General features: G+C 70.2%; 8 protein-coding genes and 3 tRNA genes. 3 read left to right on the plus strand and 8 right to left on the minus strand.

Annotated features, from left to right (window positions below; genetic code table 11):
• Positions 1-19 precede the first annotated feature (19 nt).
• From OHT51_RS28990 to OHT51_RS29010, 5 genes are all read right to left on the minus strand, one after another.
• Entirely contained in the window at positions 20-1,951 is a 1,932-nt protein-coding gene (locus OHT51_RS28990) for a dynamin family protein (protein ID WP_328881855.1), read from the minus strand.
• A gap of 136 nt (positions 1,952-2,087) precedes the next feature.
• Complete coding sequence (locus OHT51_RS28995; RefSeq protein ID WP_328881856.1) at positions 2,088-4,016, minus strand: ABC transporter ATP-binding protein; 1,929 nt, start codon at positions 4,014-4,016, stop codon at positions 2,088-2,090.
• Positions 4,016-5,749, minus strand: a complete 1,734-nt coding sequence (locus OHT51_RS29000; protein ID WP_328881857.1) for an ABC transporter ATP-binding protein — start codon at positions 5,747-5,749, stop codon at positions 4,016-4,018. Before OHT51_RS29000 ends, OHT51_RS28995 begins: the two co-directional genes overlap by 1 nt.
• A 171-nt stretch (positions 5,750-5,920) precedes the next feature.
• Positions 5,921-7,375 (minus strand): xylulokinase, encoded by a 1,455-nt coding sequence (locus tag OHT51_RS29005; RefSeq protein WP_328881858.1) that lies wholly within the window; start codon positions 7,373-7,375, stop codon positions 5,921-5,923.
• Between the two features lie 199 nt (positions 7,376-7,574).
• Positions 7,575-7,883, minus strand: coding sequence for a YtxH domain-containing protein (locus tag OHT51_RS29010; protein WP_328881859.1), 309 nt, complete (start codon positions 7,881-7,883; stop codon positions 7,575-7,577).
• A gap of 159 nt (positions 7,884-8,042) precedes the next feature.
• Here OHT51_RS29010 and OHT51_RS29015 point away from each other — a divergent pair.
• The 3 genes from OHT51_RS29015 to OHT51_RS29025 all read left to right on the plus strand — a co-directional run bounded on the left by OHT51_RS29015 (position 8,043) and on the right by OHT51_RS29025 (position 8,448).
• A tRNA-Asn gene (locus OHT51_RS29015) sits at positions 8,043-8,115 on the plus strand.
• A 5-nt stretch (positions 8,116-8,120) separates the two neighbouring features.
• Positions 8,121-8,193 (plus strand) — tRNA-Asn (locus OHT51_RS29020).
• Positions 8,194-8,371: 178 nt separating this feature from the next.
• Positions 8,372-8,448, plus strand: a tRNA-Ile gene (locus OHT51_RS29025).
• Between the two features lie 46 nt (positions 8,449-8,494).
• Here the strand turns inward: OHT51_RS29025 and OHT51_RS29030 are convergent.
• The 3 genes from OHT51_RS29030 to OHT51_RS29040 form a co-directional block, all read right to left on the minus strand.
• Positions 8,495-10,234, minus strand: a complete 1,740-nt coding sequence (locus OHT51_RS29030; protein WP_328881860.1) for a VanW family protein — start codon at positions 10,232-10,234, stop codon at positions 8,495-8,497.
• A 492-nt stretch (positions 10,235-10,726) separates the two neighbouring features.
• Complete coding sequence (locus tag OHT51_RS29035) at positions 10,727-11,122, minus strand: universal stress protein (protein WP_328881861.1); 396 nt, start codon at positions 11,120-11,122, stop codon at positions 10,727-10,729.
• A 49-nt stretch (positions 11,123-11,171) separates the two neighbouring features.
• Positions 11,172-12,674 carry a tripartite tricarboxylate transporter permease gene (locus tag OHT51_RS29040; RefSeq protein ID WP_328881862.1) on the minus strand — a complete coding sequence of 501 codons (1,503 nt, stop codon included), beginning with the start codon at positions 12,672-12,674 and terminating at the stop codon, positions 11,172-11,174.
• Between the last annotated feature and the right edge of the window lie 2 nt (positions 12,675-12,676).

Genomic DNA, 12,676 nt, shown 5'->3' on the forward strand with positions numbered 1-12,676 from the left:
CGTACGACTCCTTGGATGCTTACAGGGCGACTGAAGTGCCGCGGCGCAGGACGGCGACCTGCTCACGTCGGTGCCGGGCGTGGGCCACGGTCTGTTCGGCGGCGGCGATGTCGAACACCAGTGCGGCCCGCCGACGTTCGTTGGCCAGGGTGAGCCGGACGATCTCGTCGCTGAACTCGACCTCGTACTTCTGCCGGAGTGCCGCGACACTGTCGCCCACGCCCTGGGAGATGCGCTGGAGCGAGGCGGAGCGCAGGGCGGTGACCTCGCTGTGCGCGGCGGCGATGAGCGGGCGCGCCTTCTGCAGGAACTGTGTCCGGGCCGTGTCCCGGCCGCGTTTGCCCACGAAGGCCCCGAGCGCGCCCCCGATGACGGTGCCGACACCGGGGGCGATCATGCTGCCGATGACGGCCCCGGCCGCCGCACCGCCACCGGTACGCCAGTTGTCGACGGCGGTCAGTTCGGCGCCGACCGCGGTCAGGGCCTGGTCGATGCCGGACAGCTCCAGGTCGGGCAGCTCCAGGTTCGTCACCGGTACCACGGGCGCGGCAGGCGCCTCGCCGGCCAGTCCCGCGAGTGTGCCGTACTGTGCCGCGAAGTTCCGGGCGAGCTCCTCGGCTTCGGCGGCCAGCAGCTCACCGGCCCGCCCCGCCGCGGCACGGGCCGTCCGCTCGGCTTCCTGCCGCAGGTGGAGGCGGACGATCCGAGAGACCTCCGAGGCGGCCTCGCGAATGTTGTCGATCTTGTCACCGGCTACCGCGGAAACCACCTTGTCGTCCAGCTCGGAGCGTTCCGATCGAGCCGCGGCGCTCCTCGCGGCGTACTCCGCCCCGGCATTCACCTTGTCGAGGGCACGCCTGGTCCAGGCGTCAAGAAACCCCGGGAAGTCCGGTAGGGACAGGGCGGCCAGCGCGCGTTCAGCACGGCGCTGCTCGGCGCGCTGGGCGTCGGCGGTCTCCTCCACGGCAGCCAGCAGCCGGGAGAGCAGGGTCAGCACGGTGGCCGCGATGGCGGACTCCCGCCGGTCCATGGCCAGCCGCAGGAGCCGCCGCTCCGCCGTACGGAAGCCGGACAGATGACTTTGGTGCTCCGGAGCCGTCCGCAGCCCGCCGGCCTGCCCGCCGATCTCCTCCAGCGCCTTTCCCGGAGCGCAGGGCAGCAGCAGCGGATCGACGATGCCCATCGCCTTGAGCCGGTCCCCGACGAACTCGACGGTCCCGCCCCGTTCGTCCTCGTCGATGAGATCGATCTTGGTGATCACGAAGACGCACCGGTCGAGATGGTTCCGCAGCGGTCCTGTGAGAAAGTCCGTCAGGGTCATCGACATCGCCGCGACGGCGGGCACGACCACCACCGCCAGATCCGCCAGACCCGCCGCCGCCTCGGCGAGTTCCCGGTGCCCGGGGTCGGTCACGCTGAAGCCCGGGGTGTCCAGTAACGCCACGCCGTCGCCCAGCAGCCGGACCGGGGAGCGCACCTCCAAGTCCCGTACCAGGAGTGCCAGGTCGGTGGTGAGGACCTGGTCCAAGGCGGCTTCCAGGCTGTCCGCGGGGGGAGTGCGCGCACCGTCGGCCCAGTCGCCGAAGGCTGCCGACGGCCAGCTCAGTTCGGTCCCGTCGGCGGTCCGCAGACGCAGGCCCTCGGTGCCGTCGTGATACCGCAGCACCGTCGTGACGGTGGTGGTCACCCGGGCCGACGAAGGCAGCAGCCGTCGGCGGAGAAAGGCGTTGAGCAGGGTGCTCTTGCCGCTCGACGCCTCGCCGAAGACGGCGATGCGTAGTTCCGGATCGTCCGCGCGCCGCTGCACGGCCCGCAGACCGGACCACAGCTCGTCGCGCCGCCGGGCCGGCAGGGCGGGCCCCCTCAGGACGTCGCGGATCCAGTTCAAGTGTTCGCCGACGGCGGGTGCCCAGGTTTCGGCCGAGCCGTCGATCACAGGTTTGCTCCCCACGTCGGCAGCGTAGGGACGGCACGGGCGGCTGATTCCCGTCAGACGATGGGATCGCGGCAAGAAAGTAGGAGGAGAGAAGAGCACAGTCTCCGCCCTCCCCGACGGGGAGGGCGGAGACTGTGTGCCGACCGGCCGATCAGTCCACCTCGGCCACCGCCTGGGCGAACTGCGCCTTGTACAACCGCGCATACGCCCCGTCGGCCGCCAACAGCTCCTCGTGCGCGCCCTGTTCCACGATCGAGCCGTTCTCCATGACGAGGATCGTGTCCGCGTCCCGGATGGTCGACAACCGATGCGCGATCACGAACGACGTGCGCCCATGCGCGAGCTTCGCCATCGCCTTCTGGATCAACACCTCCGTACGGGTGTCGACCGACGACGTCGCCTCGTCCAGCACCAGAATCACCGGATCCGACAGGAACGCCCGAGCGATGGTGATCAGCTGCTTCTCACCGGCGCTGACCCCGCTGCCCTCGTCGTCGATCACCGTGTCGTACCCGTCGGGCAGCGTACGGATGAACCGATCGGCGTGGGCGGCCCGAGCCGCCTCCTCGATCTCGCCCCGGGTGACGTCCCGGGAGGCGCCGTACGCGATGTTCTCCGCGATCGTGCCGCCGAACAGCCACGTGTCCTGCAGCACCATCCCGATCCCGGCCCGCAGTTCGTCCCGGGACATCCGGGCGATGTCGACCCCGTCGAGGGTGATGCGCCCGGACGACACGTCGTAGAAGCGCATCAGCAGGTTCACCAGCGTCGTCTTGCCGGCACCCGTGGGACCGACGATCGCGACCGTGTGCCCGGGCTCCACCGCCAGCGACAGGTCCTCGATCAGCGGCTTCTCCGGGTCGTACCGGAAGGACACGCCCTCCAGCGCCACCCGCCCCCGCAGCTCCTCGGGCCGCACACCCGGCACGGGATCCGCGCCCTGCTCCTCGGCGTCCAGCAGCTCGAAGATCCGCTCCGCCGAGGCGACACCCGACTGCACGAGGTTCGCCATCGACGCGACCTGCGTCAGCGGCATCGAGAACTGCCGCGAGTACTGGATGAAGGCCTGCACGTCACCGATGGACAGCGAGCCGGACGCCACGCGCAGACCGCCGACCACCGCGACCAGGACGTAGTTGATGTTCGACACGAACAGCATCAGCGGCTGCATGACCCCGCTGTTGAACTGCGCCTTGAACCCGGCCTCGTACAGCTCCTCGTTCTGCTCGGCGAACTGCTGCGCCGACTCCTCCTGCCGCCCGAAGACCTTCACCAGGGTGTGCCCGGTGTACATCTCCTCGACGTGCGCGTTGAGCTTGCCGGTGGTGCGCCACTGCTGCACGAAGTGCGGCTGCGACCGCTTGCCGACGCGCGTGGCGACCACGAAGGACAGCGGCACGGTCACCAGCGCGACCAGTGCCAGCAGCCACGACACCCAGAACATCATCGCCAGCACACCGATGATGGTGAGCACCGAGTTGATGAGCTGGCCCATCGACTGCTGGAGCGTCTGCCCGATGTTGTCGATGTCGTTGGTCGCCCGGGACAGCACCTCACCGCGCCGGCTCTTGTCGAAGTACGACAGCGGCAGCCGCGACAGCTTCGTCTGGACGTCCTCCCGCATCCGGAACATCGTCCGGTTCACGGCACGGTTCACCAGCCGCGTCGCCACCGCCATCAGCAGACCGGCCACGAGGAACACGGCGAGTGCGAAGAGCAGTACGTTCCCCACCGCGCCGAAGTCGATGCCCTGGCCCGGTGTGAAGTCGGTGCTGCGCAGCATGTCGGCGATCTGGTTGTCGCCGCGCTCCCGCATGGCCGCGAGGGCCTGCTCCTTGCTCATCCCGGACTCGAACTGCCGCCCGACGATGCCCGCGAAGACCAGGTCGGTGGCCGCACCGAGGATCTTCGGTCCGGCGACCGAGAGGCCCACGCTCACGACCACGCAGACCAGCAGCGCGTAGATGGTGACCCGCTCGGGCTTGAACTGCGCGATCAGTCGCCTGCCCGAGACCTTGAAGTCCAGCGAGCGCTGATCGGGGCCGCCGCCGGCCATCATCCGCCCCATCGGCCCGGCCATCAGGCAGCCTCCGCTTCCGTCAGCTGGGAGAGAACGATCTCCCGGTATGTCTCGTTGTCCGCCATCAGCTCGTGGTGCCGGCCCGTGCCGACGACCTGCCCCTCGTCGAGCACGACGATCCGGTCGGCGTCCCGGATGGTCGCCACCCGCTGGGCGACGATGACGACGGTCGCCTCGGCGGTCTCGCGCCCGAGCGCCGCACGCAGCGCGGCGTCGGTGGCGTAGTCGAGGGCGGAGAAGGAGTCGTCGAAGAGATAGATCTCCGGGCGCTGGACCAGCGTCCGCGCGATCGCGAGCCGCTGCCGCTGCCCACCGGAGACATTGGTCCCGCCCTGCGAGACGGGCGCGTTCAGCCCGCCCTCCAGCCGCTCGACGAACTCCTTGGCCTGCGCCACCTCAAGCGCCTGCCACAGCTCCTCGTCCGTCGCGTCCGGATTGCCGTAGCGCAGGTTGGTCGCGACCGTCCCGGCGAACAGGTACGGCTTCTGCGGCACCAGCCCGACGGTCCTGGCCAGCAGCTGGGGATCGATGGTCGCCACGTCCTCCCCGTCCACGAGCACCCGCCCGTCGGTCGCGTCGAACAGTCGCGGGACGAGGCCCAGCAGGGTCGACTTCCCGCTGCCCGTCGAGCCGATGACGGCGGTCGTCTCGCCCGGCAGCGCGACCAGGTCGATCGACTTCAGCACCGGCTCCTCGGCACCCGGGTAGCGGAACCCGGCACCCCGGATCTCCAGATGACCGTGCCGGCGCAGCTCCCGCACCGGCACGACCGGCGGCACCACGCTCGACGACGTGTCCAGGACCTCCTGGACACGCTCGGCGCAGACCTCCGCGCGCGGCACCATCATGAACATGAAGGTGGCCATCATCACGGACATCACGATCTGCATGAGATAGGCGAGGAAGGCCGTCAGGTCACCGATCTGCATCCCGCCGCTGTCGATGCGATGGGCGCCGAACCACACCACCGCGATCGACGACAGGTTCACCACCGTCATGACGATCGGGAACATCAGCGCGAGCAGCTTGCCCGTCCCCATCGCCATGTCGGTGAGCTCGGCGTTGGCCTTGCGGAAGCGGTGCTGCTCGTACTCGTCGCGGACGAAGGCACGGATCACGCGGTTGCCGGTGATCTGCTCGCGCAGCACCCGGTTCACCGTGTCGAGACGCACCTGCATGCTCCGGAACAGCGGCCGCAGCCGCCGCACGATCAAGGTCACGCTGATGCCGAGGACCGGCACCACGGCCACCAGCACCGCGGACAGCGGCACGTCCAGGCCGAGGGCGAGCACGATGCCGCCCACGCACATGATCGGCGCCGACACCATCAGCGTGAACGTCATCAGCGCCAGCATCTGCACCTGCTGGACGTCATTGGTCGTCCGGGTGATCAGCGAGGGCGCGCCGAAGTGCCCCACCTCACGCGCGGAGAACGACTGCACCCGGTCGAAGACGGCGGCCCGCACGTCCCGGCCGAGCGCCGCCGCGGTCCGGGCGCCGTAGTACACGGCACCGATGTTGCACACGACCTGCGCCAGCGAGATGCCGATCATCAGGGCGCCGTAGGACAGGATGTAGCCGGTGTCGCCGGTGACGACACCCTTGTCGATGATGTCCGCGTTCAGCGTGGGCAGGTAGAGCGTGGCGCAGGTCTGCAGGAACTGCAGCAGCACCAGCCAGGCAATGGGTTTTCGGTAGGGCCTGAGGTAGGTCCGCAGAAGTCGTATGAGCACGCTGCTTCTCTCGGAGGTCGACGACGGGGCGATTGGTTGCCCCTGGCCCCTATCGTCGGACACTCCCGCCGCGTTACCCCAACCGATTAATCCGTCAGCGCCGCCTCATACGGCCTTCCGGGTGCGAACTCCTACCGGTCTCTTACGTTCCACGGGTCCGGCGGCCCCGCCCTACGCCCGGAACGCCCCCGGATGCGTCTGCTCCCGCACCGACACGAACTGCTGCCGCACCGCCTGGCCCACCGCCAGCTCCTCACCGGGCTCCAGGACCTGCGCGGCCGCGCCCTGCCAGACCGGCGGGGTGCGCGGGTCGAGCGTGCCCTGCGACACGCCCAGCGCCCACGCGGCCTGCCGGGCCGCGCCGATCGCCGCGTAGTCCGCGGGCTGCGGTACGACCACCTGCGCCCCGAAGAGCATGGGCGCCGCCGCCTGCACCGCCGACAGCTCGGCCGCCGCACCCAGCAGGAAGATCCGCCGCACCTCGACACCCCGGCCGCGCAGCACGTCCAGCGCGTCCGCGAGCCCGCACAGCATGCCCTCGAACGCGGCCCGCGCCAGATGCTCCGGCTTCATCGACTCCCGCCGCAGCCCCGCCAGCATCCCCGCCGTGTGCGGCAGCTGCGGCGTGCGCTCACCCTCCAGATAGGGCAGCAGCACCAGGCCGTGCGAGCCCGGCGTCGACTTCATCGCCAGATCGGACAGGCCCTCCAGATCGGCCACGCCGAGGAGTTCGGCGGCGCCGCGCAGGGTGCGTACGGCGTTGAGGGTGGTGACGACCGGGAGGTGCATGCCGGTCGCGTCGGCCAGTGAGGTGATCATCCCGCTGCTGTCGACGAGCGCCTCGGGGTGAACGGCCATCACCGACCCGGAGGCGCCGAGCGACACGACCGCGTCGCCCAGCCCGATGCCGAGCCCGAAGGCGGCGGCCATGGTCTCGCCGGTCCCCGCGGAGATCAGCAGTCCCTCCGGCGTCGTACCGGCCGCCTCGGCGGGCCCGATCACCTCGGGCAGCATCGCCTGGTGGCCGAGCGCCAGCTCGACGAGATCGCTGCGGTAGGAGCCGGTCGCCGCCGACCAGTAGCCGGTGCCGGAGGCGCCGCCCCGGTCCGTGGTCCTTCTCACAGGGCGGCCGAGCAGCTGCCACACCAGCCAGTCGTGCGCCTGCATCAGAACGGCGGCGCGCGCCGCGTTCTCCGGCTCGGTCTTGGCGAGCCAGCGCAGCTTCGTCACCGGCTGCGCGGCCTGCGGCACACACCCCACGGCCTGCGCCCACGCCTCGCGTCCCCCCAGCGCATCGATCAGGTCGGCCGCCGCGACCTGCGCCCGCTTGTCGCCGCCGACCATCGCGGGGCGCACGGTGTTGCCCTGTGCGTCGAGCGGCACCACCGCGTTCTGCTGCGCCGACACGCCGATGGCCTGCACACCTTCGAGCAGCCCGCCGCCCGCCGCCTCACCGAGGGAGAGCAGCCAGGCCTGCGGATCCACGTCGGACGGACGCGCGGTTCCGTCCGGCGACTCCACCGGGTGCGGGGCATACCCCTGCCTGAGCACGGCGCCTGTGTCTGCGTCGCAGACGACGATGCGAGTGAAATCGGGCGAACTGTCCAACCCGGCGACTATCCCCATGGCCCAAATTGTGCCGTAGCGCTGCGCTTGCTTGGGCCGTGGGCGGCGTGGGGGTGCCGGTTGTGTTTCGGGTGCGGCTTGTGTGGGGGCTGGTCGCGCCCACGCGGCGGAGCCGCAATCGATTCAGCCCCGCGCCCCTGAGGACGTGGCAGGGACCGGCGCCCAGGAGGCCCCGATCCCACACGCGTCTCCATGTCCGTTACGTGTTGCTGGTGCCCCAGTCGTCCTCCGCGCCTCCGTTGTGGGCGCTGCGTTCGCGCAGGGAGCGGACCCGCTGGGCGACGGACTCGGGGACTCGGTCGCCGACCTTGTCGCTCACCGTGTGGTACGCCTTGCCCGCGAAGACGCGGCCCTGTTGTGCCGCCGTCTCCGCGGTGTTGCGGACGGCGGGGTTCTGCGCGACCTGGCGCGCGGACTTCTTGAGCTGCTCGTAGCGCTCGCGTCCGGCGCGTGTGCCGAGGACGTAACCGACGGCGAGTCCGATGACGAACGTGAGTCGGTAGCGCATGGCGGCCACCCTTCCCTTGCGTAGGTCCCTGGTGCGGCGTCGGCGCCGGGGGGAACCGATTGGCGGAGCACCCCCCTGCTTGCGCTAATGTATGTGTCGCAGCGAGCGCACGCCCCCTGGCGAATACCCAGGTAGGTACGTTCGATGCAAACGAGGCATTCCTCCGTAGCTCAATTGGCAGAGCAGCCGGCTGTTAACCGGCAGGTTACTGGTTCGAGTCCAGTCGGGGGAGCTCGGTCCTCCGTAGCTCAATTGGCAGAGCAGCCGGCTGTTAACCGGCAGGTTACTGGTTCGAGTCCAGTCGGGGGAGCATGCTGAAGAGGACCCCGATGGGGTCCTTTTTCATGTGTGATCACCTGTCACGGGAACCGTGCAGGTCGTGGGGGAGTCCTTGAGGGCATGCGAAGTCGACCATACGAAGCAGGAGATCGTATGAGCGGCTATGCTGCGGCAGACGGCGCGCACACATGTACGCGACACGCCGCTATGGGGCGGTAGCTCAGCCGGTTAGAGCAGCGGACTCATAATCCGTCGGCCGTGGGTTCGAGTCCCACCCGCCCCACCACGCACCATCCGTGCAGAAACGATGCGACCAGCCCGTTGCCGGGAGTTCACTCGCAGACGATCTCATCACGCGGCTTGTAGTGGGTGCGGAACGGCTCTCGTTTCAGCTCTCGGCCGTCGGCGACGAACACCCGTTGCACGGTGACGTCGAATCCCTCCAACGGAGTCTGCGGCACGCACTGTTTGTCGGTGCTGACCTTCTTCGCCGGCTCCTCCACGTTGGTGCGCGGTCCCGTGATCGAGCCGATCTCGTCGTACTTCCTGGTGCCGAGGAAGGTGATGGTGACGGACGTGTCGGTGGACTCGGCCTGGATGTAGATGGCGTTGCCGGAGTCGTTGTTGAACTTGAGGTCGAGGCTGCCCCAGGCGACCGTCGCCTCGCGGCCCTCCGGGTAGCGCTCGATGTAGAACGAGTGGGCGCCGTACTCGACGGGGTCGACCCCCGCGAAGAACATCGCGTTGAACATGGTCGTCGCCACGGCGGAGACGCCGCCGCCGGGGGCCTTGTGGAACTCGTCGTTCAGGATCATGACGCCGTCGACGAAGCCGTTGGCCTCGGTGCGTTCGCCGACGGTGCGGTTGAAGCTCCAGGTCTTGTTCGGCATGACGACGGAGCCGTTGATGAGTTCCACCGCGCGGCCGATGTTCCGGGTGCGGTACGGCGCGGGCTCGAAGTTGACGGTGAAGGACGACATCCGCTCGCGCAGGCCGAGCCGTTCGACGTTGTCGCGGGTCACCTGCGGCTCGCTCACGTGCGTGGCGATCTCGCCACTGCGGGCGGCGCCGGTCCTCCTGAGCAGTGGCATGACGGCCTTGCTCAGCGCCTTGTCGGTGATCACGTGGCCGGCCCGGCCGTCCTCGGCCACCGCGACCCTGTTGCCGACGAGGCGCAGGTCGGCGTTCCGGGCCGTGCTGGGCAGCACGGACAGGGGGCGGTCCACCTCGGGGTCGGCCCGCAGGCCCTTGGCGTCCAGCCTCGGGGTGAGCCGGCCGCCGTCGTCCGGGCGCATCGTCAGGTACTCGCCGAGGACGGGCTGGTCGATGGTGAAGCGATGGCCGGCCGCGACGAGGGTGACCGGCGCCGACATGGCCGGGCGTGCGAAGTCGCGTACCGCTCGCTGCATCTCCCGGTCGGTGACCTGGGGCTTGGTCTCGCTGGTGGGCAGGGTCGTGACCGCGTCGGTTCCGCCGTTCAGGAAGGCCGTGCGCAGGGGGTCGATCGCGGCGTCCTTGTCCAGCGCGTAGCCGTTGCGCGGCGTGACCTGGTGGACCTGACCGTCGGTGAAGGTGATGGCGCCGTCGCGGACCTTTCGGTCCAGGGACTTCGCCAGCTTTCCGAGGGCGGCGTGGGCCTTGTCCTCGTCGACGTCCACGACCGGATCGACGGTGCCGCCCGACCGGAAGATGCCGCCGATCACGGTGAAGGGATCGGCGTCGTGGGTGCGGGCCGCCCGGTCGACGGTCTCCCCGAAGTCGAAGGTCAGGCCGGCCTGCCGTGGATCGACCGTGCCCTTGCTGTCACCGACCGTCACGGGCAGGTCGCGCGAGCCGGTCGGCCCCAGCCGCTGCTCCAGCTTCTCGATGGCCGCCGCGCGGCTCAGGCCCCCGATGTCCACGCCGCGCACCGTCGTCCCGGCATCTATGTCCCCGCCCGCGATCAGCAGCCCGGCGACATACAGCCCACCAGCACCCAGGGCCAGGGCGCCGCCGGCCAGGGCAAGGGGCGGGATGGACGCGATACGGGGTGGCGAGGCGTTCGGAGGGTCGGAGGGGGCGCGCAGGCGCATGGGTCTCCCGGGCGGACGATCGACAGGACGGCGGCGGTCGGATGACGCGTCGCTGGGCGCGAGGCAAACACATCCAGCTAGCCACAATCGGGCGAAAACGTATATGTCCCAGGACACGTATGTTTCGGATCACGCCCGTGTCCCACCCACGGGGCATACGGACGGCCCCGACGGACCCCCTCGACGGGCGACCGAACGCGTCGCGCCTGGTCGTGTCCCCGGTGCGGCTCGGGCGGAGGGTGTGCGGCATCGCACACGGCAGGGGAGGTGGCGGGTGGGGTGCGGCCGGGCGTGCGGGGTGGCTGTGTTCCGGGCGATGTGCGGCACGTTCCGGTCACGCCCGGGCGGACGCACCCGCGCCGGCCTGCGGCGGGTGCGTTCCTGCGGCTCGCGCCGCGTGCGGGTCAGGCCGGCCGGCCTCACTGCCACGCGGCGCAGGCGAGGCCGGGCCGGCGCGGCGAACGATCAGCCGAAGGTTCGCCGCGCCCTCGGCTAGCCCTCCGCCTTCACGGCGAGGACCGGGCAGTCCACCCCCAGCAGGATCTGCTGCGCCGCCGAGCCCATGATCAGCTTGCCGACCGCGCTGCGGCGGCGGAGGCCGATCACGACCAGGGACGCGTCCATCGTCTCCGCCATGTCGATGATCTCCGCCGCGGCGTCGCGGGCGCCGAGCACCTGCCGGATGTCGAAGTCGACGCCGAGCGCCGCGAGGTCCTCGCGCACATGAGACAGGTCGGGTTCCTGGGCGAAGCGCGGGTCCGCATACGCGTCGCCCCGGGTCGTGTTCACCACCAGCAGTTTCTCGCCGCGCCGCCGGGCCTCGTCGATCCCCGCGCGCAAGGCCGCCTCACCCTCGGGTGAGGGGACGTAGCCGACCAGGATGGTCATCTCGATCTCCAGATGTCTCAGGAAGTCCCAGGCGATGTCTCAGGAAGTCTCACGCGGCACTGCGCGCGCGCAGAGGACGTACGACGAACCTGCCTATCAGCGGCCAGGCCAGGACCAGCATGATCGCCGCGTAGACCGTGTACGACACCGGGCCGCCCAGCAGCCCCGAGAACTCGCCGCCGGAGAGCTGGAGGGAGCGGCGGCCCTGCAACTCCGCGCGCGGGCCCAGGATCACGCCGACGATCAGCGGCAGGACCGGCAGTCCGAAGCGGCGCATGGCGAAGCCCAGGAGACCCAGGGTGAGGAGGATGAACAGATCCAGGGGCTGGGCGTTGACCGCGTACGCGCCCATCGAGGCGAAGAAGAGGATGCCCGCGTACAGGTACGGCCTCGGGATCTGCAGCAGCTTCGCCCAGGCCGGGGCGAGGGGGAGGTTCAGGAGCAGGAGCAGCAGGTTGCCGATGAACAGGCTCGCGATCAGGACCCAGACCAGGCTCGCCTCGCGCTCGAAGAGGAGAGGCCCCGGCTGGATGCCGTACGACTGGAAGGCGGCCAGCATCACGGCCGCCGTCGCGTTCGTCGGGAGGCCGATCGCCAGCATCGGGACCAGGGTGCCCGCCGCCGACGCGTTGTTCGCGGCCTCGGGGCCCGCCACGCCCTCGATCGCACCCTTGCCGAACTCCTCGGGGTGCTTGGTGAGCCGCTTCTCGGTGGCGTACGACAGGAAGGTCGGGATCTCCGCGCCGCCGGCCGGGAGTGCGCCGAACGGGAAGCCGTACGCCGTGCCGCGCAGCCACGGCTTCCACGAGCGCTTCCAGTCGTCCCGGCCCATCCAGGGGCGGCCGACCGGGATCACCTCGGCCGGCTTGCGGCGCAGGTGTGCGGCCACCCACAGGGCCTCGCCGACCGCGAAGATGCCGACCGCGACCACGACGACGTCGATGCCGTCGGCCAGCTGCGGTATGCCGAGCGTGAGTCGTTGCTGGCCGGAGACCGAGTCGATGCCGACCAGGCCGATCGTCAGGCCCAGGAGGAGGGAGATGAAGCCCCGGATGCGGGACGAGCCCAGCACCGACGTCACCGCTATGAACGCCAGCAGCATCAGCGCGAAGTAGTCGGGGGCGCCGAGACCGACCGCGAAGTCGACCACGAACGGGGTGATCAGGACCAGCAGCAGGGTGCCGATCGTGCCGGCCACGAAGGAGCCGATCGCCGCCGTGGCGAGGGCCTGGGCCGCGCGGCCCGCCTTCGCCATCCTGTTGCCCTCGATCGCGGTGACCACGGACGACGACTCGCCGGGGGTGTTGAGGAGGATCGACGTCGTCGAGCCGCCGTACATGCCGCCGTAGAAGATGCCGGCGAACATGATGAACGCCTGCACCGGCTCCATGCCGTAGGTGACCGGCAGGAGCAGGGCCACCGTCATCGCCGGGCCGATGCCCGGCAGGACGCCGACCGCGGTGCCGATGACCACGCCGACCAGGGCGAGCAGCAGGTTCAGCGGGGCCATGACGTCCGCGAAGCCCTGCATGAGGTTGTTCAGGTTGTCCATCG

The sequence above is a fragment of the Streptomyces sp. NBC_00299 genome (assembly GCF_036173045.1).
Classification (GTDB): domain Bacteria; phylum Actinomycetota; class Actinomycetes; order Streptomycetales; family Streptomycetaceae; genus Streptomyces; species Streptomyces machairae.

Coding starts and splice junctions, on each gene's coding strand:
- OHT51_RS29040 (WP_328881862.1), bottom strand. CDS start 12,674: ATGGACAACCTGAACAACCTCATGCAGGGCTTCGCGGACGTCATGGCC.
- OHT51_RS29005 (WP_328881858.1), bottom strand. CDS start 7,375: ATGGGGATAGTCGCCGGGTTGGACAGTTCGCCCGATTTCACTCGCATC.
- OHT51_RS29010 (WP_328881859.1), bottom strand. CDS start 7,883: ATGCGCTACCGACTCACGTTCGTCATCGGACTCGCCGTCGGTTACGTC.
- OHT51_RS29035 (WP_328881861.1), bottom strand. CDS start 11,122: ATGACCATCCTGGTCGGCTACGTCCCCTCACCCGAGGGTGAGGCGGCC.
- OHT51_RS28995 (WP_328881856.1), bottom strand. CDS start 4,016: ATGGCCGGGCCGATGGGGCGGATGATGGCCGGCGGCGGCCCCGATCAG.
- OHT51_RS29030 (WP_328881860.1), bottom strand. CDS start 10,234: ATGCGCCTGCGCGCCCCCTCCGACCCTCCGAACGCCTCGCCACCCCGT.